The organism is Nakamurella deserti, assembly GCF_003260015.1.
Classification (GTDB): Bacteria; Actinomycetota; Actinomycetes; order Mycobacteriales; family Nakamurellaceae; genus Nakamurella; species Nakamurella deserti.
This window is the reverse complement of the sequence record NZ_QCXS01000002.1, coordinates 1151292-1174976: the sequence shown is the minus strand read 5'-3', so window position 1 is coordinate 1174976 and position 23685 is coordinate 1151292. Positions and strand designations below refer to the sequence as shown.

Genomic DNA, 23685 nt, shown 5'->3' with positions numbered 1-23685 from the left:
TCGACCCGATCCGAGGAGAGGCAATGACCGCCTTGAAGCGCAGTCGGTTGGCAGTGGCCCTGGGGATGGCGGGAACGCTCGTCCTCGCAGGCTGCGGAGGATCCGGGGAGAACACCCCCTCGTCGACAGCCGCCGGCGCCGGCTCGGCCGCCGCCTCCGACTACACCATCGGCATCTCGGTGGCCGACCAGAAGTCGCTGTTCTACATCGCCGCGGTGGACGGCATGGAGAAGGCGGCCGCCGATCTCGGCGTCAAGACCGTCGTGCTGTCGGCCGACAACAACTCGACGCAGCAGGTCAACCAGGTCAACGACCTCATCACCCAGCAGGTCGACGCACTCATCTTCATCGCCCAGGACGCCACCGCCGCCGCGGCCGGGGTCCGGGCCGCCAACAAGGCCGAGATCCCGGTCATCGCGGTCGACCAGAAGCCCGAGAGTGGCGACGGCAAGCTCGCCACCTACATCGCCACCGACAGCGTCAAGGCCGCCGACGCCCTCTGCACCTGGATGTTCGAGCAGATCGGTGGTTCCGGCGAGATCGGAATCCTGCAGGGCGTTCTCGGCGCGACGGCCGAGCTGCAGCGCAGCCAGGGCTGCCAGCAGGCGCTGGACAAGACCCCGGGCGTCACCGTGGTCGCCAAGCAGGCGGCGAACTGGGACGAGACCGAGGGCTACAAGGCCGCACAGAACATGCTCCAGGCCAACCCCGACATCAAGGCCATCTTCGGTGAGAGCGACGCCATGGCCATGGGTGCCGCGAAAGCCGCCAAGGACGCCGGCAAGACCATCGTCACGGTGGGCATCGACGGCTTCCCCACCATGGTGAAGGCCATCCAGGACAAGCTCACCAACGCCACCCAGGCGCAGGTCCCGTACGTGATGGGGCAGCAGTCGGTGAAGGACGCGCTGACCATCCTCGGCGGCGGTTCCGTGCCGGCCGAGCAGTACCAGGACACCGTGCTGGTCACCCAGGACAACGCCGCGACCATCGACGTCGTCCAGTTCTACGGCCCCGACGTCAAGTAACGCCGCGCCGCCCGTCACCCGCCGGATCCCGGCACCGTCCCAGCCAGAAACGGAGAAGCGCATGTCCGACGCCGCACCTGCGACGACCCGCACCGACCCGGCCGCCCGCCCGGACGCGATCCACACGGCCCCCGGCCGGGCGCTGAGCGGATCGGGGCTACGCAAGTCCTACGCCGGCGTCGAGGTCGTCAAGGGCGTCGACTTCACCGTCCCGGCCGGCGCCGTCGTCGGCCTCATCGGTGAGAACGGCGCCGGGAAGTCCACTCTCAGCTCCATGATCGCCGGGATCGTGCCGCCCACCGCCGGCAGCATGACCCTGGACGGCGAGTCCTACGCACCGACATCACCGTCGGAGGCGCTGGACCGGGGGGTGGCGCTGATCCACCAGGAGATCCGGATGGTCCCGTCGCTGTCGGTGGCGGAGAACATCTTCCTCGGCCGCCTGCCGCTCCGCGGAGGCCGGGTGGACACCGCCGCGATGGTCCGCCGGTCGCGGGAGGTGCTGGACGTGCTCGGCATCGACCTCGACCCGCGCCGGCCGGTGACCGGTCTGTCGATGGCCGCGCAGCAGAGCATCGAGATCGCCAAGGCCATCTCGCGCAAGCCGCGTTACGTCATCTTCGACGAGCCGTCCGCGTCCCTCACCGGACACGAGACCGACCTCGTGCTGGACCAGATCCGGCGGATGGCCGCCACCGGCGTGGGCGTCGTCTACATCTCCCACCGCCTCGAGGAGGTGCGCGACGTCTGCTCGCAGATCATCTGCCTGCGCGACGGCGCGCTGGTGCGCCACTGGGAGACCGGTGACGTGCCCGCCCCGGAGATGGTCTCGGCCATGGTCGGGCGGGACTTCGCCTTCGAGCACCACGCCCCCGAGCCGCACCGCGAGGACGTCGTCCTGGAGGTCCGCGGTCTGGGCCGGCGGGGCGCCTTCTCCGGCGTGGACTTCACCGTCTCCCGCGGCGAGATCCTGGGCGTGGCGGGGCTCGTCGGTGCCGGCCGCACCGAGATGGTGCGCACCATCGCCGGTGCCGACCGCTTCGACGAGGGCGAGGTGAGGCTCGAGGGCAGGCCGCTGGCGCTGCACTCGCCGTCCGCGGCCATCGCCGAGGGCATCGTGATGGTGCCCGAGGACCGCAAGGGACAGGGCCTGAACCTGGGTCTGTCCAGTGCGGCGAACATCCTGCAGCCCTGGGAACGCGAGATGGGCCGCGGCCGGGCGATCACCCAGCGGTTGCTCAACCGCGCCGCGGCCAAGAGCCGGGAGGACTTCGACATCCGCGGTTCCATGGACCTGCCGGTCGTGCGCCTGTCCGGCGGCAACCAGCAGAAGGTGCTGCTCGCCAAGTGGCTGGTCCACGAGCCCAAGGTGCTGATCCTGGACGAGCCAACCCGGGGTGTCGACGTCGGCGCCAAGATGGCCATCTACCGCATCGTGCGCGACTGTGCCGCCCGGGGCGTTGCCGTCGTGGTGGTGTCCTCCGAGCTGGAGGAGGTCCTGGGGCTCTCGCACCGGGTCCTGGTGATGTCCGGCGGCCGCCAGCGCGGCATCCTCACCCGCGAACAGGCCACCGCCGAAGCGGTCATGCAGCTGGCCGTACCGATGGGTCAGCAGTGACCCGCCCCGACACGACGGGCAAAGGAGCTCGATCGACCGTGAAGACCCTCTCGGACCCCCAGGCCCCGGACACCGATCCGGCCGCCGCCGCCCGACCCGGCCTCGGCACCATGGTGCTGACCCGCGCCCGTGGGCTCGGCGGACCGGTGGTCGGCCTCGTGGTGATGATCGTGGCGATGTCGTTCCTGTCGCCGTTCTTCCTCACCACCCGCAACCTGAGCAACATCATCTCGCAGGTCTCCGACATCGGGATCATGGCCGCCGGCGCCACGCTGGTCATCCTGATCGGCGGCATCGACCTCTCCGTGGCGGCGAACCTGGCACTGACCATGATGTTCAGTGCCTGGCTCTACCAGAACGTCGGGCTCCCCTGGCCGGTGGCGATGGTCCTCGGCCTGGCCCTGGGTACCGCGGTCGGACTGCTCAACGGCGTGCTCACCGCCTACGGCAAGGTGCAGGCGTTCGCCGCGACGCTGGCGACCATGTCCGCCTGCGCGGGCATGGCGCTGTTCATCACCAAGGGCAACACGATCAACGGGTTCCCGAGCTGGTTCGGCACGCTGACGTCGGACGTGTTCGGTTCCATCCCGGTGCAGGGCCTGCTGCTCGTCGTGGTCTACCTGGTGATCGGGATGTGGCTGCGCTACCGGCCCGGTGGCCGGGCCCTGTACGCCATCGGCGGCAACGAGGAGGCCGCCCGGCTCTCCGGGCTGCCGGTTCGCTGGGCCAAGACCCGCGTCTACATGATCGCCGGCGGGCTGGCAGCGGTGGCCGGCTGGCTCAACATCTCCCTGCTGGACTCCGCACAGCCCACCGCCGGCGCCAACTACCTGCTCAACGTCATCGCCGTCGTCGTCATCGGTGGGGCCAGCCTCTCCGGCGGCGTCGGTTCCATGGGTGGCACCTTCATCGGCCTGCTCATCATCGGCGTCCTGAACAACGGTCTGTCCCTGCTGCACGTCAACCCGAACCTGCAGTCGGTGGTCATCGGCGCGGTCATCCTGGCCGCCGTCCTCACCGACCGGAAGGGCAACCGACTCCGAGCGGCCTGACCGGCCCCACCCGCACTCCCGACCGGCGCGGTGACGCCCGGTCCCGGCCCGGCCGAACCCCGACCGCGCCGACCCCCCGGACGCGCACCGAGCGCCGGGCGACGGCCCACGACGTCCCACAGAAAGGCACCAACGGTGACAACGGAACTGTCCGACCAGACGCTGGTCGAGATGCAACGACGGATGCTGCGCATCCGCCGCTTCGACGAGCGTGCCTCCAAGATGGTCAAGCGCGGGGCGATCCCCGGCACGGTGCACACCAGCATCGGCCAGGAGGCCCAGGTCGTCGGCGCCTGCATGGCGCTCGGCGACTCCGACTACATGACCGGCAACCACCGCAGCCACGGCCACCCCATCGGCAAGGGCGCACCGCTCGGCCCGCTGATGGCCGAACTGGTCGGCAAGTCCGACGGCGTCTGCAAGGGCAAGGGCGGCTCGCTGCACCTGGCCGACTTCGCCGTCGGCAGCCTGGGCGAGTCCGGCATCGTCGGCGGGTCCATCCCGATCGCCGTCGGCGCCGGCCTGTCGTCGAAGGTGCTGGACAACGGACGCGTCGCGCTGGCGTTCTTCGGTGACGGCGCCGCCAACCAGGGCAACCTGTACGAGGGCATGAACATGTCCGGCGTCTGGAAGCTGCCGGTGATCTTCCTCTGCGAGAACAACCAGTACGCGCTGTCCACCCCGGCCCACACCGTCACGTCGGGTGTCATCGCCGACCGTGGCGCCGGCTTCGGGATGCCGGGTGTCCGGGTGGAGAACGGCCAGGACGTGCTGGCCGTCTACGAGGCGGTCGCCGAGGCGGTCCGTCGCGCCCGGGCCGGCGAGGGCCCGTCCCTGGTCGAGATCGTCACCTACCGCTTCAACGAGCACTCGGAGGGCCTCCGGCTCGGCGTGGACTACCGCAACCAGGACGAGAAGGCGGAGTGGGTCTCCAAGGACCCGATCGTGCTGTTCCGCGAGGAGCTCATCCGCCGCGGGGTGGCCACCGCCGAGGAGATGGACGCGCTCGAGGCCGACGTGCTGCGGGAGGTCGACGAGGCCGTCGCCTTCACCGATGCGAGCCCCTTCCCCGACCCCTCCGTCGCTTTCGACGACCTGTACACGGACTCGAAGTTCGCCGTGCACACCTACCACAGCAGCTCCTTCGGCACCCTGGAGAACGTGCGATGACCGTCATGAGTTACCTCGGCGCGATCGGCGCCGCCCAGAAAGAGGCCATGCTCGCCGACGAGCGCGTGGTCATCATCGGTGAGGACGTGGAGGCCAACGTCTACGGCACCACCGGCGGCTCCGGGAAGTCCCGTGCCTCGGAGGGCGACTTCCTGCAGCAGTTCGGCCGCAACCGGATCCGTAACACCCCGATCTCCGAGGAGGTCATCGTCGGCGCCGCCATCGGCGCCGCGATGACCGGGCTGCGCCCGATCGTCGACCTGTCCTACTCGAGCTTCCTGTACATGGCGATGGACCAGTTCGTGAACCAGGCGGCGAAGAACCGGTACATGTTCGGCGGCCAGGCCAGCGTCCCGGTGGTGTTCCGGTCGGCCATGTTCTACGGCCTGAACACCGGCGCCCACCACTCCGACCGTCCGTACCCGATGTTCATGAACGTGCCGGGACTCAAGATCGTCACGCCGGCCTACCCGAGCGACGCCAAGGGCCTGCTGCGCACCGCGGTGGACTCCGACGACCCCGTCCTGATCTTCGAGGCCTGCGTCCTCTGGGGCAGCAAGGAGGAGGTGGACGAGAACGAGTACCGCATCCCGTTCGGGGTCGGCCGCACGCTGCGCACCGGCACCGACGCCACCATCGTCGCCGTCTCCGGCGCGGTCCCGGAGGCCGTCGCCGCCGCCGACGCGCTGGCCGAGGAGGGCATCTCGGTGGAGGTGTTCGACCCCCGCACGCTGGTGCCGCTGGACGTCGAGGGCATCCTGAACGCCGCGGCCAAGACCGGCCGCGTCGTGGTGGCCGACCCGGCCCACCGCACCTGCGGTGCCGCCGCGGAGATCTCCGCGCTGGTGTCCGAGCACGTCTTCGACGCGCTGAAGGCCCCGGTGCGCCGGGTCACCACCCCGGACATCCAGATCCCGTTCAGCCCGGCACTGGAGAAGCAGCTGTACCCGAACCGCAAGTCCATCGCCGACGCCGTGCGCGCCTCCGTGGGCGCCCGCCCGGCCGGTGGCAACGGCTCCGTGTCCACCCCCGGGGCGGACGCCGAGGCGCTCAGCACCGGCGCGGCGCGCTGACGCCACCCGCACGATTCGACCGACCACACCAACACGAGAAGAGGAACTGTCATGGCACGCGTTGAGGTGCTGCTCCCGCAGTGGGGCATGGGCATGAGCGAAGGCGTCATCACCGCGTGGCTGCGCGGCGTCGGCGACGAGGTCACCGAGGACGAGGCGCTGGCCGAGGTCGAGGCCGAGAAGGTCGAGGAGACCCTGGAGTCCCCCGCCGCCGGCACCATCGTCGAGATCCTCGTCCCCGAAGGCGAGACCGTGGAGGTCCGCACCCCGGTCGCGGTCATCGAGACCGCCGACTGATCGAGCCGACCCGGCCGGCCCGCGACGCCCGCGGGCCGGCCGGGTCCCCCCCGCTCCGCCGACGTGGCGGCGCGACCCCCAGGAAAGGAACTTCCCATGGTCAGGCCCGAGCTCACCGGTGAGCCCTTCGACGTCATCGTCGTCGGCGCCGGGATCAACGGGGTCGGCATCGCCCAGGACGCCGCACTGCGCGGTCTGCGGGTGGTGCTCGTCGAGCAGGACGACCTGTGCAGCGGCGTCTCGGCCTGGTCGGGGCGGCTGGTCCACGGCGGCTTGCGCTACCTCGAGCAGTACGACGTTCCTCTGGTCTTCGAATCACTCAACGAGCGGGAGCGGCTGTTCAAGCTCGCACCGCACCTGGTCAAGCCCAAGCCGTTGATGGTCCCGGTCTACAAGCACAACCGCCGGCCCGGCTGGATGGTCGAGCTGGGGATGATCGCCTACGACGCGCTGTCGCTGGTCAAGACCCCGCCGTACCACCGCAGGTTGTCGAAGAAGCGCACCCTGCAGCGGTTCACCGGGGTCGGGACCGACGGGCTGTCGGGCTCGGTCGTCTTCTACGACGGTCAGGTGGAGAACGCCGAGCGGCTCTGCGTGGAGCTCGCGGTGGACGCCGCCGCGGCCGGCGCGGTCATCGCGACCAAGACCCGGGTGGAGGCGCCGCTGGTCGAGCGCGGCCGGGTCGTCGGCGTCAAGGCCGTGGACACGCTGACCGGTGAGCGGTTCGAGATCCGCGGCTTCGTCACCTACAACGTGGCCGGCGCCGCCATCGACCGCCTGATCGCCGACCCGTCGCTGCCCCGGCAGCCGCGGCTCAACGGCGGCACCAAGGGAAGCCACCTCATCGTGGACCCGTTCCCCGGCGCGCCGACCGACGTCGTGTACTACGAGTCCCGCCAGGACGGCCGGCTGGTGCTGATCATCCCGTGGCGCGGCCGCTACATGATCGGCACCACCGACATCCGCTTCGACGGCGATCCGGACGACGCGCGGTGCGACATCGGTGAGGTCGACTACCTTCTCGGCGAGGTGAACGCGCTGATCCCGGAGGCCGGTCTCACGCTGGACGACGTGCTGTACACCTTCAGCGGGGTCCGCCCGCTGCCGTACGTGCCGGACAAGGCGGAGTCGTCGGTACCGCGCAGCCACGTGCTGCACGACCACGCCGGGAACGGCCTCCCCGGCCTGGTCACCATCGTCGGCGGCAAGTTGACCACCTACCGGCAGCTCGCGCAGGACACCGTGGACGACGCCTTCGCCCGTCTGGGCCGCAAGGCCCCGCCGGTGCCCACCAAGAAGCGCCGCTACCCCGGAGCGCAGTTCGTCGACCTGGACACCCTCAAGGCGTCCGTGGCCGGCCGCACCGGCCTGCCGGCCGACCAGGCCACCCGGCTGGTCGATCTCTACGGCAGCCGCACCTTCGCGCTGTGGCAGCTGGTGGAGCACCGTCCGGAGCTCAACCGGGTGGTGCACCCCAGTGGGGTGCTCGCCGCCGAGCTGGTCTTCGCCGTCGAGGAGGACCTCGCCCGGTCGCTGACCGACGTGCTGGCCCGGCGGGTGCTGCTGGCCTTCGAGCCCGGCCACGCGCTGGAACAGCTCGACGACATCGCCAAGACCCTGGCCGACCACCTCGACTGGGACGACGAGCAGGTCCGCGCCCAGATCGCGGAGTACCGCGAGTGGTTGGACAAGCTCAAGGTCCCCGACCCCGACGGTCCCCGTTCGGAGAGCTTCGGTGCGGGAGTCGTCGTGGGCACGACGTCATGACCGGCCCGCTGGTGCTGGCTCTCGACGAGGGGTCCAGCAGCTGCCGGTCGATTCTCGTCGACGGCACCGGCGCGATGCACGGCGAGTCGCGGGCCAACGTCGTCTGGGAGAACCCACGGCCGGGCTGGGTCGAACTCGACCCGGTCCGGCTGTGGGCCGACCAGCTGTCCACGATCCGGCGGGCGATGACTTCGCAAGGGGTGACCGGCGCCGACCTCTCGGCCGTGGCCGTCACCACCCACCGCGAGACCGCGATGCTGTGGGACCGGGCGACCGGGGCGCCGGTGCACAACGCGCTGGTGTGGATCTCCAAGCAGACCGACGAGATCGTCCAGCGGTGGTCCGCCGACGGCCTGGACGAGCTGTTCCGGGAACGCACCGGGTTGCGCAACGACTCGTTCTTCTCCGCGGCCAAGGTCGTGTGGATGCTGGAGAACGTCCCCGGTCTGCGCCGCCGCGCCGAGGCCGGCGAGATCGCCTTCGGCACCCCGGACACCTGGCTGCTGTGGAACCTCACCGGCGGCCGGTCGCACCTGACCGACCACAGCTGCGCCTCACGGACGGCGCTGTTCAACCTCGAGTCGCTGCGCTGGGACGACGAGCTGTGCGCGACCCTCGACATCCCGATGGAGATCTTCCCCGAGGCCGTCGCGTCGGACAGCGACTTCGGGTTCAGTTCCGCCGACGTGCTGGGGGCCGAGGTCCCGGTGCGCGCCGTCCTGGCCGACCAGCAGGCCGGGCTGTTCGGCCAGGCGTGTTTCACCCCCGGTTCGGTGAAGAACACCTTCGGCACCGCCGGTGTGCTGACCGTGAACGCCGGTGAGAAAGCCGTGCTGGTCGACGGTCTCACCTCCAGCGTCGGCTGGACCATCGGCGGGGTCACGGACTACGAGCTGGAGGGGGTGGTGTTCCACTCCGGCCAGACGCTGTCCTGGATGAAGGACAACCTCCGGCTGTTCGAGTCCAACGACGAGATCGAGTACCTGGCCCGCCTCGTCCCCGACTCCGCCGGGGTCTACGTGGTGCCGGCCTTCGGCGGTATGTGCGCCCCCCACTGGGACCGCGCGGCCAAGGCGTCCATCGTCGGGCTCACCCTGGAGTCGACGTCGGCGCACGTGGTGCGGGCGGGGATGGACAGCATGGCCTTCCAGACGGCCGACATCATCGACGCCCTGGAGGCCGGCGGGGTGCCGGTGGACACCGTCAAGGTCGACGGTGGATCCGCCCGCAGCGACCTGCTGTGCCAGCTGACCGCGGACCTGTCCGGCAAGGTCATCCAGCGCCCGACGTCGCTGGAACGCACCGCGCTCGGCGCCGCCTTCGTCGCCGGCCTCGGCGTCGGGATGTGGGACGACATCGGCCAGCTCGAACAGACCTGGATCTGCGAGCACGAGTTCGTCCCGCAGATCGACGTCGGCACCCGCGAGGAGCGCCGGGCCGGCTGGCGCGACGCCGTCGTCCGCACACTCCCCAGCCTGCACGCCCCCACCACCTGAGGTCTGCACTCCGTCGCCCGCCGGCCACCCCGCCGGCCCGACCCCACGCCTGCGGCCGGCCGCCCCGGCCACCGGAACCACCCGTCCCGCACCACCTGTCGAGAAGAGGTACCGCGTCATGCGAGATCCCCACCCGCTCCGCTGGGTCGAAGCCGCCCGCACCGGCGGCTACGCCATCGGCGGTTTCAACATGCACAACGACGAGACGACCCAGGCGCTGCTACAGGCCGCCGAGCAGGCCGACGCCCCCATCTTCATGCAGGTCGGCCGGGCGATCATCCCGCACATGGGCGTGAAGAAGGCCTACGAGCTGACCGTGCGCAACGCCGAGGACACCGGCGCGCTGTACGCCATCCACCTCGACCACGGCACCTGGGACGAGGTGCTGGAGGCCGTCCGGCTGGGCTTCGACTCGATCATGTTCGACGCCGCACACCTGCCGTTCGAGGACAACATCAGGATCACCCGCCGGGTCGTCGAGCTCTGCCACGACTACGGCATCCCGGTCGAGGCCGAGCTGGGCAAGATCCCCGACGTCGGCGCACCGGTCGAGTGGGCGTCCTACTACACCGACGTGCACGAGGCCGAGCGCTTCGTCGCCGAGACCGGCGTCGACCTGCTGGCCATCTCGGCCGGCGTGGTGCACGGTGTCATCCCGGGCCTGGAGCAGGAGCCGCTGGCCGTGGACCTGATCACCCGGATCCGTGAGGTCGTCCCGGTTCCCCTGGTGCTGCACGGCATCTCGGGGGTTCCCGACGACGAGGTCAAGGAGGCCATCGCGCACGGTGTGCACAAGATGAACGGTGACACCGACCTGCGGCACGCCTTCCGCGCGGGCCTGGAGGAGGAGTGGGCCAAGGGCGACCGTCAGCTCGAGGAGGTGCTCGACGCGGGCCGGCGCCGGATGATCGACGCCACCGTCGCCAAGTTCCAGGCGATGGGCAGCGCGGGGACCGCCCGCACCCTCGCCGGGGCGGCCGCCCGATGACCGCCACCACCTCGCCGGACGCCGCCCTCGAAGGAGTTTCCAAGCCGCTGGCCGGGATGCGCAAGGTCGCCGCCCGCCGGATGGTCGAGGCGTGGGCCGCGCCGGTGTTCCACCTCGGGGTGGACGTCGACATGAGCCGGGTGCTGGGTGCGGACCTGAAGTCCGTCGGCGGCACCGTGACCGACGCGATCCTGCAGGCGTGCGCCACCGCGCTGGTCGAGACCCCGGCGCTGAACGCACACTTCGCCGACAACGTGATCACCACCTTCGACCGCGTGAACATCGGCCTGGCGGTGGCCACCGAGAAGGGGCTGACCGTCCCGGTACTCCCCGATCTGCAGGGAGAGGACCTGGCCGCCATCGCCGCCAAGCGCAAGGACGTGGTGTCCCGGGCCCGGACCGGCAAGTTGTCGATGGCCGACGTCACCGGCGGCACGTTCACCGTCTCCAACCTGGGCATGCTGGGCATCGACCGCTTCGACGCCATCCTGAACCCGCCGCAGATCGCGATCCTCGCGGTCGGCAGCACCGTGCAGACCCCGGTCGTGCGTGACGGCGAGGTCGTCGTCCGGCCGCTCGCCGCGTTCACCTTGACCTGCGACCACCGCGCGGTCGACGGGGCCGCCGGGGCCGGGCTGCTGTCCGCCATCCGGCGGGTCCTGGAGGACGGGACCGGGATCGCGGGATGACCGTCACCGCGGAGGTCGGGTCCACGGCGTCGCTGCCCGCGCAGCTCGCCGTGCTGATCGGCGACGCGCGCGTGCTGCGCGTCGTCCGGGACGCCGACCTGCCCTCCGCGGCCGCCGACCTGGCCGTCGGGCCCGCGTTGCTGCGCCGGGTCGCCGACCGCCCCGGGGAGGCGTGGCTGCGGCTGTACCGACCGCTGCCCACCGTGGGCTTCAGCCGCCGGGACACCCGCGAACCGGGCTTCGCCGCGGCGGCGACCGCGGCGACCGGACTGGGCTTCGAACCCGCCGTCCGCGCCCCCGGCGGCCGGGCCGCGGCCTACCACCGGTCCACCGTGTGCTTCGACCTCGTGCTGCCCGACCACGGGACCGACCCGGTCGGCCGGTTGGCCGCGCTCGGCGAGGTGCTGACCGCGGTCCTCGTCGGTCTCGGGGTGGACGCCCGGCTCGGCCCGGTGCCGGACGAGTACTGCCCCGGGCGGTTCAGCGTCAACGGGGGTGGCCGCGGCAAGATCGCCGGCACCGCCGGCCGCCGGGTGCGAGGCGCGCTGCTGCTCGGTGGCAGCATCGTGGTCGCCGACGCCGCGCCGCTGCGGGAGGTCATCGAGGTCGTCTACCGCGAGCTCGGTGTCGCCGTCGACACCGCGACCGTGGCCGCCGCGACCGACTTCGGCTTCACCGGCCCGGTCTCCACCCTGGTGGACGAGCTGGTGGCGACCTTGTCGCATTCGGTCGCCACACAGCCCGCTGCACTGCCGGCCGACGTGCTCGCGGTCAGCCGGGCCGTACCACCGCTCGTCCCCTGAACCAGAATCGCCGCTCGACCACTCGATCCCGCTCCGTTCCACACCGCTGCACCGTTCCACCGCTCCACCGCTCGACGTCGCTTCACCGCTCAACGTCGCTCCACCGCTCAACGAGGAGTCCCGTCGTGACCGTCCAGAACCCTCTCGCCCGTCGCCGGCAGGCGGCCGCCGACCTCGCGGCCGGTACCCGCGGGTTGCCGGCCGACGACCCGGTGGTGGCCGCCCAGCGCGTCGTCGCCGTCGCCGACCCCGAGGGCGCGCTCCCCCGCTGCGGGATGCGTTCGGTGCGCATCGGCTCGTTCGACTGGTCCGCGGTCACCGACGCCGTCACCGAGATGCTCGGCGAGGACGCCGCAACGGGATCGGGTGAGTCGCGTCCGGTCGTCGGCCTGCTGATGGACCGCACCCCGATCCGGCGGCACGCGGTGCCGATCAAGCCGGTCATCCGCCGCACCCTCGCGGAGCGCTTCGACGTCCGCGAGATCGTGCTGGACGACGGGCATCCGGAACTGCACGCCTCGGAACCGGTGCTCGACCAGGCCCGGGAGCGGGCGCAGGGCGTGGACGCGGTGGTGTCCATCGGCGGTGGCACGATCACCGACATCGGCAAGGTCGCCTCGGCCGCGGTGGGAGTGCCGCTGGTCGTCGTGCAGACCGCGGCCTCGGTCGACGGGTTCACCGACGACGTCTCCGTGTTGCTGCGCAACGGGGTCAAGCGCACCACTCCGTCCCGCTGGCCCGACATCGTGCTGGCCGACGTCGACACCGTGCACGGCGCGCCGCGGGCGATGAACGTCGCCGGCTTCGGTGAGCTCACCTCCATGTTCACCGCGCCCGCCGACTGGCTGCTGGCGTCCCTCGTCGGCACCGACACCTCGTTCCACCCGGCGCCCATCGAGGTGCTCGCCGAAGCCGGCCGCGACGTCGCTGTCTGGTCCGGTGAACTCGGTGAGAGCCCGGACGCCACGGGCCGTCTCGCCCGTGCGCTGGCCGTCCGCGGGATCGCCACCGGCATCTCCGGCGGCACCGCGTGCCTGTCCGGGGTGGAGCACCTGGTCAGTCACATGCTCGACATGTCCAACGGCGCCGCGCACCGGCCCATCGGGCTGCACGGCGAGCAGGTGGGTGCCGCCGGCGTCGTCGGGGCCTCGGCGTGGCAGCTGCTGTTCGACCGGTTGCAGACCGCCGACCGCGCTGCCCTCGAAGGCCTGGCCGAGCGGCTGCGGTCGGCGCCGCTCAGCGCTTCCCGCGACACCGTCCTCGCCGCGTTCGCAGACGTGGACCCGACCGGGGCGATCGGCGCCGAGTGCTGGTCGGACTACGGTCGCAAGGCCGCGGCGCTGGACGGCCTGCGGGACAACCTGGCCGCACTGATCACCGACTGGCCGGCCGCCGCCGCCCGGTTGCGGCCGCTGATCTGGACGCCGGACGCACTGGCCACGGCCCTCACCGCGGCCGGCGCCACCGCGCGGCTCACCGACGTCCGGTCGGTGGTCGACGCCGACCACGCGACCTGGGCGGTGACCAACTGCGCGTACATGCGCAACCGGTTCACCGTCGTCGACCTGTTGATCGCCCTCGGCTGGTGGGAGCCCGCCGATGTGGCCGCGGTGCTCGCGGCCGCCGACCGCACGGTGGCCGCGGCGCAGGCGTCGGACCGGGAGGTGTCCGGTGCCGCGCGGTGACCTGGTGATCGGGGTGGACTGCTCCACCACCGCCGCCAAGGCCGTGGTCTGGAACGCCCACGGAGTGGCCCTGTCCGAGGCGCGATCAGGCTTCGAGCTGGCCCACCCGCGGCCGACCTGGGCCGAACAGAACCCCGAGGACTGGTGGACGGCCACCCGGATCGCCATCCGGCGGGCCGTGCAGACCGTCGACCGGGAGCGGATCGCCGCCATCTGCATCACCCATCAACGCGAGACCTTCGCCTGCCTGGACCGCACCGGCCAGCCGTTGCGGCCGGCGATGATCTGGGCCGACACCCGCGCCACCGAAGAGGTGCAGAAGTACGGCACCCCGGAGGTGCACACGGTCACCGGCAAGCCGCCGAACCCCACGCCGGCCTGGTACAAGCTGCTCTGGCTGGCCGCCCACGAGCCCGAGACCCTGTCCCACACCGCCAGTGTGGTCGACGTCGGGGGCTTCCTGGTGAACCGGCTGACCGGGGAGTTCCGGACCAGCTGGGCCAGCGCCGACCCGCTCGGCGTGGTCGACCTGCGCACCTTCGACTACGCCGAGGACCTGCTCACCGCCGCCGGTCTGCACCGGGACCAGTTCGCCGACCTGGCCGCCCCCGGCGACGTCGTCGGGGCCGTGACCGAGGCGGCCGCCCGCGAGACCGGGTTGCCGCCCGGACTGCCCGTGGTCGCCGGGGTCGGCGACGGCCAGTCGGCCCAGCTCGGCTGCGGCATCACCGCGCCCGGGACCGCCTACCTCAACCTGGGCACCGGCATCGTGTCGGGCACCTTCAGCCGCACCTACGCCAGCGACGTGCGCTTCCGGACGCTGGCCGCGGGTCTCCCCGGTGGCTACACACTGGAGACCTTCATCGGCGGCGGGACCTACAACATCCGCTGGTTCGTCGAGAAGTTCGCCGGGGTGAACACCCAGATGCTCGGCCTGGACCTGTCGCCGGAACAGGTCCTGGAGGCCGCGGCGGAGATGCTGCCGCCCGGCAGTGAGGGTCTGGTCGCACTGCCGTACTGGACGGGCGCGCTGACCCCCTACTGGGACCACCACGCCCGCGGCGCCCTGATCGGGCTGACCGGGGTGCACGGCAAGAGCCACGTCTACCGCGCGATCCTGGAGAGCCTGGCGTTCGAGCAGCGGTTCCTGACCACCGGCGCCGAAGATGCGCTGGGTGAACAAGTCTCGCGGATCGTGGCGCTCGGCGGCGGTTCCCGGAGCCGCATCTGGTGCCAGATCCTGGCCGACGTGATGCAACGCCGGGTCGAGGTCGTGAAGGAGCCGGAGAGCACCTGCCTGGGCTCCGGCGTGCTCGCCGCGGCGGCGGTCGGAATCCACCCGTCGATCGAGCAGGCCGCGCACGAGATGACCGGGACCGCACGGGTCTTCGAGCCCGGGGACACCGACGTCGCCGCCTACGACCGGCTGTACGCGGTCTACACGACCATCTACCCCGCCCTGCGGGAACTGTTCGGCGCGATGGCGGAGGCCCGGTGAGCATCGACACCCCCGTCGGTCTGCGGACGCTGCTCGCCGCACCCGACCGCACCTACGACGGGTACATCTTCGACCTCGACGGCACCGTGTACCTCGGCAAGGAACTGCTGCCGGGCGCCCGCGAGCTGATCGAGGAGCTGCGCCGGCGGAACGCACGGATCGTCTACCTGAGCAACAACCCGACCCGCGACCCGCAGATGTACCTCGACAAGCTCGCCGGGCTGGGCATCCCCGCCCGGCCGGAGGAGATCCTCAACACCGTCGTGACGATGACGGCCTGGCTCACCGAGCACGCGGCGGACCGCAGGATCTTCGTCATCGGGGAGGAACCGCTGCAGCGGGCGCTCCGTGACGCCGGGCTCACGTTGTCCGAGGACGCTGCCGAGATCGACGTCATCGTCGCCAGTTACGACCGGCGTTTCGACTACCGGAAGCTGCAGATCGCCTTCGACGCGCTGGCCGTGCACAAGCGGGCGATCCTGGTGACCACCAATCCGGACGTCTACTGCCCGTTCCCGAACGGCGCCGGAGAGCCCGACGCGGGGGCCATCGTCGCGGCCATCGAGGCCTGCACCGGGGTGCGCTGCCAGGTCAACGCGGGCAAGCCCGACCGGTTGATGGTGGAGACGGCGATGCGCCGGATCGGGCTGCGCGCCGACCAGTGCGTGATGGTGGGTGACCGGCTGAGCACCGACATCGCGATGGGGATCGCCGCCGGGATGGACTCCGCACTGGTCCTGACCGGCGAGACCACACTGCCCATGCTGGCCGCCTCCGCCGTCCGGCCCACCTGGGTGATCGAGCGTATCGACCACCTGCTGCCCGCCGGGAGCTGACGGGACGCCGCCGCCGGGGACGTAGGCGGGCACCGACACCCGTCCGCCGGAGCGGAGGCACCCGTCCACTCCGGTGCCGTCGATCTGCCGGCCGGTCACGACGTGCTGGCCGCACCGGGCTGTTCCACCGCTCGCTGCCGCCGGCCGTCCGGGACCACCTGCACTGCGAGGTGGTCCCGGAACTGCCCCGACCGGAGCAGAAACACGTCGTCGAAGGCCCGGTGATGGGCGACGAGTAGCCGCCCGTGGGCCGTCAGCCGGTGGTCAGCACCACCCGGAAACGGGCGTCGCCGCTCATCATCCGGGCGTAGCCGGCGGCGGCCTCGGCCAACGGGTACGTCTCGATCAAGGGACGGACGTCGCTCAGCGCACTGAAGCGGAGCGTGTCCTCGGAGTCCTTGGACGTGCCGGAGGCGTGTCCGAGGACGCCGGTGCTGCCGGGGATGAGCGCGAACGGCGGGATCTGCATCGGGTCCGCCGACGCACCGACGACGACCATCCGGCCCCGCGGGCGCAGGCCGCCGACGGCGGCACTCATCGCGTCGGGCGCGGTCACGGTGGCCAGGACGGTGACCGCGCCGCCGAGTTCCTGGAGGGCCGCCGCCACATCCGTCGTGGTCGAATCGATGTAGTGGTGGGCTCCCAGCTGCAGCGCCTGCTCGCGCTTGTCCGTCCCGCGGGCGATGGCGACGGTCTCGAAGCCCATCCGGCGGGCGAACTGGACGCCCAGGTGGCCGAGTCCGCCCACCCCCAGGATGGCCACGAGATCGCCCGCGCGGGCGCCACTCTCGCGCAAGGCGTTGAACGTGGTCACCCCGGCGCACAGCAGCGGCGCGGCGTCGACGGCGTCAAGGTCGTCCGGGACGGCGGCGAGTGCACCCTGCGGTACCACGACGTGGTCGGCGTAGCCGCCGTCGTAGGCGATCCCGGGGACCTGGCCGTTCACGCAGCTGATCAGGTCACCCCGGCGGCACGGATCGCAGTGTCCGCAGTTGCCGCCGAACCAGCCCACGCCGACCCGCTGCCCGACCTCCCACGGGACCACCCCGTCGCCGACCGCGTCGATCCGGCCGGCGATCTCGTGGCCGGGCACCCGCGGGTACTCGATACCCGGCATGCCCCCCTCGATCGTGAACGCGTCGGAATGGCACACCCCGCACGCCTCCACCCGGACCCGGACCTCCCCCGGACCGGGCCCCCGGAGCTCGCGCTCCACCACCTCGAGGGCCCCACCGGGGCCCGCCACCTGCACCACGCGTGTCGTCGTCATGGCGTCAGCCAATCACGTCGGGACGACGCGGTCCCAGGCCGGTCGGTACGCCCTGGGCGGACACGCGCGGCGCGCACCCGGCGGCCGGCCGGCTCAGACGCCCGCGACCTGCGGGGCGACCTCGGTACCGAGCAACTCGATGCCGCGCAACAGGTCGGCGTGGGCCAGCCGCGGGTTGGTCATCTGGATGGAGACCCGGTCGACACCACCGAGCTGGTCGGCCACCCGGCGCAGCTTGGTCGCGACGGTGTCCGGGTCCCCCATGAAGAAGGCCCCGTCCGGGCCGCTGGTCGCGTCGAACTGGGCCCGCGTGGGGGCGCGGAACCCGCGCTCCCGCGACACCTTCGTGAACATCTCGTGCCAGCCCGGGTAGATGGTGTCCGACGCCTCGCGGACGCTCTCCCCGACGTAGCCGAACACGTGCAGCCCGACCTGCAACCGCTCCGGGGCGTGACCGGCCTCGGCGCCGGCCCGCCGGTACAGGTCGACCAGGGGGGCGAACTGCCGGGGCTCACCCCCGATGATCGCCACCATCAGCGGCAGCCCGAGCAGGCCGGCCCGGACGAAGGACTCGGGCGTGCCGCCGACGCCGACCCAGATGGGCAGCGGATCCTGTGCGGGGCGCGGGTAGACCCCCTGCCCGGTCAGTGCCGGCCGGTGCCGGCCGGACCAGGTCACGTGGGTCTCGTCGCGGATCTTCAGCAGCAGGTCGAGCTTCTCGGCGAACAGCGTGTCGTAGTCGCGCAGCTCGAGACCGAAGAGCGGGAACGCCTCGGTGAACGAGCCGCGTCCGACGACGAGGTCGATGCGGCCCTTGGCGATGAGGTCGAGGGTGGCGAACTGCTGGAAGACCCGCACCGGGTCGGCGGCACTGAGGACCGTGACGGCGCTGCCGAGGCGGATGCGCGACGTCCGGGCCGCCGCCGCGCCCAGGATCACCGGCGGGGCGGAGTCGTAGTACTCCTCGCGGTGGTGCTCGCCGATGCCGAACGAGTACAGGCCGGACGTGTCGGCCAGTGCGATCTCCTCGAGCAGGTGTTCGATGCGCTCCTCCGGTCCGACGACCCTGCCGGTGGCCGGGTCGGTCACGGTCGAGACGAAGCTGTCGACGCCGACGTACATGATGTCCTCCTGTCGTGGGACGCGACCGCCGTCCGGCCCGTCTGGTAGCGCTCAACCGAACGACCGGTGCATTCGATACCGGACGCCGCCCGAATCCATGCGCGCACATACATCCTGGCAGTCGGGCGGCCGAGACGGGTACGGATGACGGGATCCGGGCTCGCAGCCGACACGGTGGACGCGGCGCGGTCCCGCACCCGGCCGAGCCGCACACTGGCTCCGTGAGCGACACGGGGGAACACGGGGACGCGACGCCGGCGGGGCAGGGCGGGACCGCAGGACCGGAGCGGGCCGCCGACCCGCCGGCGGAGCGGCCCCGGTCGGGGCGACGCCGCCCGTTCCGGGTGGAGCTGCCCATCCTGTTGGTGCTCGCCTTCCTGGCGACGTTCGTGATCCAGACCTTCGTGGTCGAGGTCTACTACATCCCGTCGCGCTCGATGGAGCAGACGTTGCACGGCGCCACGTCCGGCGGCGACCGCGTGCTGGTGAACAGGATCGTGTACGAGTTCTCCGATCCAAAGCCCGGTGAGGTCGTCGTCTTCCGCGGGCCGCCGAGCTGGGCGCCGGAGGTGGCGGCGGCCCCGGGTCCGTCCACCTGGTTCGCGACGGTGGCCCGGTCTCTCGGCTCGGTGGTCGGCGTCGCGCCGCCGGACGAGAAGGACTTCGTCAAGCGGGTGATCGCCACGGCCGGCCCGACCGTCGCCTGTTGCGACGCCCGCGGGCGGGTGACGGTGGACGGGCGGTCGCTCGACGAGCCGTACCTGTACGAGGACTGGGCCTTCGTGACCGGCACGGACGACTGCACCACGGCACCGAGGTCGCAGCGGTGTTTCGGGCCGGTGACCGTGCCCGCGGACGCCCTGTGGCTGATGGGTGACCACCGCGGTGCGTCCGGCGACTCCGCGCTGGGCTGCCGCGGTGACCAGCCGGTGACCGGGTGCCGGGGACCGGTCCCGGTCGACGACGTGATCGGTCACGCCGTTCTCGTCGTGGCGCCGGTGTCGCGCTGGGGTGTCATCGGCTCCCCCGACCTGGGGAGCGGCGGTTAACCCCGCCGGTGCGGGGCCGCCGGGCGCACACTGGAGACAGCCGCACCGCGCGGCCGACGAGCCCCGCTGGAGGACCCATGGCCAACAACGAAGGATTCGGCATCGACCCGGAGGACCTGGACCGGATGCTCCGTGGCGCCGGCGAGCAGCTGCGCGGCGTCTTCGGCCAGTTCGGCTCCGTGTTCGGCGGCGACCGTGCGGGCTGGGGTGGCGAGGGCGCCGCCCGCACCGGCCGCCCCACGGCACGGCCGGAGACCGCCGGCGAGACCGGCGACGGTGTCTGGGCGGTCTACACGGTGAACGCCGACGGCGATGCCCGGGTCGAGCAGGTCTTCGCCACCGAGCTGGACGCCCTCCGCGCGAACAAGCACAACACCGACAGCAACCGCAAGGTGCGCTTCCTGCCGTACGGCATCCCGGTCAGCGTGCTGGACGCCACCGAGGCCGGCGACGGCACCGGTGAGGCCGGCGGCAGCGACAGTGACGCCGGCGGCAGCGACGCGGCGCCCGGCTCCGGCGGCTGACCCGCCACCATCCCGGGCCGGACCGGCGCCGCCCGCCCCCGCGCGCCGGGTCAGTCGTCGACCCACTCGAGCAGATCGCCCGGTTGGCAGTCCAGGACCCGGCACATGGCCTCCAAGGTGCTGAACCGCACCGCCTTGGCCCGCCCGTTCTTCAACACGGCCACGTTGGCCGGCGTCAACCCGACCCGCTCCGCGAACTCCCCCACGCTCATCTTGCGCTTGGCCAACTCCAGGTCGATCCGCACCACGATCGGCATCAGATGACCGCTTCCATGTCGGTCCGCAGGGCGGTGGCCTGCCGCAGCAGCGCACGCATCACCAGCATCAGCAGACCCACCACCGTCACTCCCACGGTGAGCAGGAAGAGCAGCAGCGGGAGTCCGGGGTCGTCGGCGTTGAACCCGACGAGCCCGAGGACGCCCACCAGCACGATCCAGCCCGCTCCGATCGCCCAGACGATCACGTCGACCCAGACCAGCGACTCCTCGGTGAAGATCCGGTCGTCACGCACCCGGGTCAGCAGCTTCCAGACGCACACCACCACCACCTGGATGCAGAGCACCCAGAACACGGTGATCGCGGTCAGCGGCCAGCGCAGCCACGCGTCCTCGGGCGACTGCTCGGCCATCGAGCGGAACTGACCGGGGAGCGACATGACCTGGAACAGCACGAGGACGGCGAACAGCACCGCGAGGAACACCTTGAGCAGGGCGACGGCCCGTCGCGTCGTGAACATGTATCGAGTCTCGCTCGACATCTATCGAAAGTCAATCGATACACCGTCCCGGTGCGGGTCACGATCCGCCGGCGACGATGCATCGGCACGCGGCAGGACACCGTCGTGATCGGTGGGTCAAGTGCCCAGCCGCGGCGGTGTCCGGCCGCGGCGGTGTCCGGCCGCGGCGGTGTCCGGCCGCAGCGTGTTCAGCCGAGGCGGCGGGCCACCACGGCGTACAGCGGGTCGCCCCGGTGACGGCCACCCGGGGTCCGCAACGACGCCTCGGGCTCGGTGAACCCCCCGGCCAGTCGTAGATAGGTCGCCACGATGGCGCAGTGCGTGGCGTCGTCGGTCTCCAACCAGCCCCGGATCGCCTTCGACGGGAAGCACCGGTTGGAGAAGGTGAGCACGACCGGCGCCCCGGGCCGCAACACCCGCGCCGCTTCGGCCAGGACCTCGACCGGCCGGACCAGGTAGTCCACGGACACGCAACACAGGACGCCGTCCACCGAGGCGTCCGGCAGCGGCAGCAGCGGGTCGTCGTTGAGGTCCTGGACGATGCGCTCGGTGGCCATCGGGTTGGCGTCGAGCTCGGCCGCGTTCATCCCCAGCACGACGAGCTCACCGGGAGCTGACCGCAGGTGGGAGACCCAGGACGACATCAGGTCGAGCAGTCGCCGCGGCCCGGCGCTGCCGTCCAGTCCCAGCTCCGCGTAGAGCTCGGCGACGGCGGCGATTGCCCCGTCGTCGATGTGCGTGACGAGCCGGGTGGGGGCGTAGAACACCGCGTCCGGTGACGGGTCGGCGCGGTCGAAGAAGCCGGCGGGGAACGGGTCGTGCGCGGGAGTGGTCACGCTGTCCAGGGTGCCCGACCGACCGGCGCGCGGGTGGCCCGCCGCGAGGTCGGGGCCGGTTCGCGGCGTGGACGGACCGGATCACGCCCGCTGACGGACCGCCGGCAACGGACGGACGGGCCGCGGCGGACGGACGGGCCGTGGCGGACGGACGGGCCGGGGCGGACGGGCCGGGGCGGACGGGCCGGGGCGTGCGTCAGCCGGCGTCCGGTGGCCGGCAGATCAGGACCTCGCCCTCGCCCGTGAGGACGAGCGGGCCGGCGGCGTGCGGGGCGACCGCCGTGGTGCCGGCGGGCAGCTCCGGCCCCCCCGTCAGCCCGACCGATCCCGCGAGGGTCACCAGCACCGCGAACCCGGGGTCGGTGGCGAACCGCCCGTCGACGGCGGCCCGCTCGAGACGGAAGTACGGCCGGGACGCCGCGGGCAGCACGGACGGGCCGAAGCCGGCCGGCCGCACCAGCTCGGCCAGCTCGGCGGTGCTGCGGGCACGGTGCTCGACGGCCTGCAGTGCCAGGTCGAAGCCCAGACCCAGGTGTCCGTCCCGGGTCCCGTCGAGGTCGAAGTCCCGCCAGTCCAACAGGATCGACAGATCCTCCGGTTCCTGGACCTCGACGATGAACACCCCTTCCCCGATGGCGTGCAGCACCCCGGGGGGCACGTACACGACGTCGCCCGGCGTCACCGGCACCCGGTGGAGCAGACCGAGCATCGTCTCGATGTCCTGGGTGTCGACGAGCCGACGGAGCTGGTCGGGCGGCACCGCGGCGGTCAGCCCCAGGTGCACGACACCGGGGGTGAGGATGAACCAGGCCTCGGCCTTGCCGTGCGGGCGCCCCAGGTGCGCACCGGCGAACGCGCCGTCGGGGTGCGCGTGCACGGGCAGCCGCTGACCGGCGTCGAGGAGCTTGACCAGCAGCCGGGTGTCGGCGCCGAACCGGTGCACGTGCGCGTCGCCGAGCCAACCGACCGGGTCCGCGTGGACCGCCCGGTCGAGGTCCACGCCGTCGGGCAGCGTCGTGCGACCCGGTCGGGTCAGGCCGAACACGGCCGTGGTGGACGCCACCCAGTCCTCCGGTTCGTGATCACCTCCCGGTGCGACGCCGCGGAAGTCGGTGATCCGTCGCCCGCCCCGGTAGAACCGGTCCGGCGGACAGTTGGCGGGGAGGGTGACGACGTGCACGGTGAAGTCCTCTCGGACGGCATCCGGCGGGTGGGACCACCCGCCGACGGGCCGGTGCGAGGCAGGGTGTGCACCGGTGACGGCGGTACGGCACGATGCCTCCGTGAGCAGTGGTCCGCGTCCCGCAGATGGTACCCACGGGGATGCGACCCGCACCGGGGCGGTGCGGGCGTGATCTCGCTGCCCGGCCTCGACCGGATCGACGAGGTCGTGGGCGACGGTCTCGAGCGGGCGGTCCGCCGGCACCACCGGCGGCGGCTCACCGCGCTGGGCCACGGTGCCGCCTTCGACCCGCCGGACGGCGGACCTGACCCGGCACACCCGCGTGCAGCTGTGGGCCGAACACCTGGGACTGCCGGTCGCGGAGGTCGACGGGGATCCCCGCGCCGTCATCGACACCCTGTGGAAGGCCCACGCCGACACGGACTCCGACGCGGCCCCCGCCGGCGACGACCGCCCCGGATCTCCCGGCTGCCGGCGGTGTCCCGCCGCGCCGAGCGGCTGCTCGGACCGGTCCGGGGGCTGCTCGTCGACGGCTGACTCGACGACGGTCCGGCGGCGGGACGGCCGACCCGGAGTTCCGCGCGTCCGGTCGTCAGACGGTAACTCGACGGTGTAGGACATGATCTCGCTGATCAACCCGTGGTCGAAGACGTACAGATCACAGGAGGACACCCGGCTCGTCGAGCCGTCAGGGGCGGTGAAGTCCGCGAGCACGTCGACGGCCACGCCGCGGTCGCCGGCGATGAGGAGGAACCGGCCGACCTCGGTGGTGACCGTCGCGAGCTCCGCCGTGGTCGACGCACACGCCTGCATCACCGCGGACCGGCCCTCGAGCACGGGGCCACCGACGAGTACCCAGCGCACCGCGTCGGCCAGATAGGGGAAGGCGTCGGTGAACCGGTGGCTGGAGAACGCGGCCGCGATCTCCTCGGGTGAGGCCGCCACGGCCGCTCCTCCGTCGTCGG

22 protein-coding genes are annotated in these 23685 nt (G+C 72.0%); 16 read left to right on the top strand and 6 right to left on the bottom strand.

The features are described 5' to 3' along the window. The first annotated feature begins 23 nt into the window (after positions 1 to 23). The 14 genes from DB033_RS05500 to DB033_RS05435 all read left to right on the top strand — a co-directional run bounded on the left by DB033_RS05500 (position 24) and on the right by DB033_RS05435 (position 16000). A complete protein-coding gene (locus DB033_RS05500; RefSeq protein ID WP_111765797.1) occupies positions 24 to 1028 on the top strand; it encodes a substrate-binding domain-containing protein in 1005 nt (334 codons plus the stop codon). Between the two features lie 61 nt (positions 1029 to 1089). Continuing rightward, positions 1090 to 2646: a sugar ABC transporter ATP-binding protein gene (locus DB033_RS05495; RefSeq protein ID WP_111765796.1), complete on the top strand. Its 1557-nt coding sequence runs from the start codon at positions 1090 to 1092 to the stop codon at positions 2644 to 2646. A 38-nt stretch (positions 2647 to 2684) separates the two neighbouring features. Further along, positions 2685 to 3698 carry an ABC transporter permease gene (locus DB033_RS05490; protein ID WP_205843661.1) on the top strand — a complete coding sequence of 338 codons (1014 nt, stop codon included), beginning with the start codon at positions 2685 to 2687 and terminating at the stop codon, positions 3696 to 3698. 183 nt (positions 3699 to 3881) lie between these two features. Beyond that, positions 3882 to 4868, top strand: a complete 987-nt coding sequence (locus DB033_RS05485) for a thiamine pyrophosphate-dependent dehydrogenase E1 component subunit alpha (RefSeq protein ID WP_111767268.1) — start codon at positions 3882 to 3884, stop codon at positions 4866 to 4868. Next, entirely contained in the window at positions 4865 to 5941 is a 1077-nt protein-coding gene (locus DB033_RS05480) for an alpha-ketoacid dehydrogenase subunit beta (protein ID WP_111765795.1), read from the top strand. Before DB033_RS05485 ends, DB033_RS05480 begins: the two co-directional genes overlap by 4 nt. A 51-nt stretch (positions 5942 to 5992) precedes the next feature. Further along, positions 5993 to 6238: a lipoyl domain-containing protein gene (locus tag DB033_RS05475; protein WP_111765794.1), complete on the top strand. Its 246-nt coding sequence runs from the start codon at positions 5993 to 5995 to the stop codon at positions 6236 to 6238. A 96-nt stretch (positions 6239 to 6334) separates the two neighbouring features. Continuing rightward, positions 6335 to 8005, top strand: coding sequence for a glycerol-3-phosphate dehydrogenase/oxidase (locus DB033_RS05470; protein WP_111765793.1), 1671 nt, complete (start codon positions 6335 to 6337; stop codon positions 8003 to 8005). Further along, entirely contained in the window at positions 8002 to 9501 is a 1500-nt protein-coding gene (locus tag DB033_RS05465; RefSeq protein ID WP_111765792.1) for an FGGY family carbohydrate kinase, read from the top strand. Before DB033_RS05470 ends, DB033_RS05465 begins: the two co-directional genes overlap by 4 nt. A gap of 118 nt (positions 9502 to 9619) precedes the next feature. After that, complete coding sequence (locus DB033_RS05460; protein WP_111765791.1) at positions 9620 to 10489, top strand: class II fructose-bisphosphate aldolase; 870 nt, start codon at positions 9620 to 9622, stop codon at positions 10487 to 10489. Then, a complete protein-coding gene (locus tag DB033_RS05455) occupies positions 10486 to 11178 on the top strand; it encodes a 2-oxo acid dehydrogenase subunit E2 (RefSeq protein ID WP_111765790.1) in 693 nt (230 codons plus the stop codon). The genes DB033_RS05460 and DB033_RS05455 overlap by 4 nt, the downstream gene beginning before the upstream one ends. Then, positions 11175 to 11981: a lipoate--protein ligase family protein gene (locus DB033_RS05450; RefSeq protein ID WP_111765789.1), complete on the top strand. Its 807-nt coding sequence runs from the start codon at positions 11175 to 11177 to the stop codon at positions 11979 to 11981. The genes DB033_RS05455 and DB033_RS05450 overlap by 4 nt, the downstream gene beginning before the upstream one ends. 125 nt (positions 11982 to 12106) lie before the next feature. After that, positions 12107 to 13666: an iron-containing alcohol dehydrogenase gene (locus DB033_RS05445; RefSeq protein ID WP_111765788.1), complete on the top strand. Its 1560-nt coding sequence runs from the start codon at positions 12107 to 12109 to the stop codon at positions 13664 to 13666. Beyond that, positions 13653 to 15164, top strand: a complete 1512-nt coding sequence (locus tag DB033_RS05440; RefSeq protein WP_240615751.1) for a xylulokinase — start codon at positions 13653 to 13655, stop codon at positions 15162 to 15164. Before DB033_RS05445 ends, DB033_RS05440 begins: the two co-directional genes overlap by 14 nt. 20 nt (positions 15165 to 15184) lie before the next feature. Beyond that, the gene (locus DB033_RS05435) at positions 15185 to 16000 is read left to right on the top strand and encodes an HAD-IIA family hydrolase (RefSeq protein WP_111767267.1); all 816 of its coding nucleotides are present in this window, start codon (positions 15185 to 15187) and stop codon (positions 15998 to 16000) included. 253 nt (positions 16001 to 16253) lie between these two features. Here the strand turns inward: DB033_RS05435 and DB033_RS05430 are convergent, their stop codons facing one another. Both DB033_RS05430 and DB033_RS05425 read right to left on the bottom strand, forming a co-directional pair. Next, positions 16254 to 17270, bottom strand: a complete 1017-nt coding sequence (locus DB033_RS05430; protein WP_111765786.1) for an alcohol dehydrogenase — start codon at positions 17268 to 17270, stop codon at positions 16254 to 16256. 93 nt (positions 17271 to 17363) lie between these two features. Next, on the bottom strand, positions 17364 to 18392 hold the full coding sequence (locus tag DB033_RS05425) for an Atu2307/SP_0267 family LLM class monooxygenase (protein ID WP_111765785.1): 1029 nt from the start codon (positions 18390 to 18392) through the stop codon (positions 17364 to 17366). Positions 18393 to 18613: 221 nt separating this feature from the next. Here DB033_RS05425 and lepB point away from each other — a divergent pair, with 221 nt between their 5' ends. Together lepB and DB033_RS05415 are read left to right on the top strand one after the other, a co-directional pair. After that, on the top strand, positions 18614 to 19441 hold the full coding sequence (gene lepB / locus DB033_RS05420) for a signal peptidase I (RefSeq protein ID WP_111765784.1): 828 nt from the start codon (positions 18614 to 18616) through the stop codon (positions 19439 to 19441). 77 nt (positions 19442 to 19518) lie between these two features. Next, a complete protein-coding gene (locus DB033_RS05415; protein WP_111765783.1) occupies positions 19519 to 19965 on the top strand; it encodes a hypothetical protein in 447 nt (148 codons plus the stop codon). Positions 19966 to 20015: 50 nt separating this feature from the next. Here the strand turns inward: DB033_RS05415 and DB033_RS05410 are convergent, their stop codons facing one another. The 4 genes from DB033_RS05410 to DB033_RS21065 form a co-directional block, all read right to left on the bottom strand. Then, positions 20016 to 20222 carry a helix-turn-helix domain-containing protein gene (locus tag DB033_RS05410; RefSeq protein ID WP_111765782.1) on the bottom strand — a complete coding sequence of 69 codons (207 nt, stop codon included), beginning with the start codon at positions 20220 to 20222 and terminating at the stop codon, positions 20016 to 20018. Then, positions 20222 to 20701 carry a DUF2975 domain-containing protein gene (locus tag DB033_RS05405; RefSeq protein WP_111765781.1) on the bottom strand — a complete coding sequence of 160 codons (480 nt, stop codon included), beginning with the start codon at positions 20699 to 20701 and terminating at the stop codon, positions 20222 to 20224. The genes DB033_RS05410 and DB033_RS05405 overlap by 1 nt, the downstream gene beginning before the upstream one ends. Positions 20702 to 20889: 188 nt before the next feature. Further along, positions 20890 to 21537 (bottom strand): class I SAM-dependent methyltransferase, encoded by a 648-nt coding sequence (locus DB033_RS05400; protein ID WP_170315477.1) that lies wholly within the window; start codon positions 21535 to 21537, stop codon positions 20890 to 20892. A gap of 196 nt (positions 21538 to 21733) precedes the next feature. Continuing rightward, positions 21734 to 23665 (bottom strand): nuclear transport factor 2 family protein, encoded by a 1932-nt coding sequence (locus DB033_RS21065; RefSeq protein ID WP_205843660.1) that lies wholly within the window; start codon positions 23663 to 23665, stop codon positions 21734 to 21736. Positions 23666 to 23685: the final 20 nt, after the last annotated feature.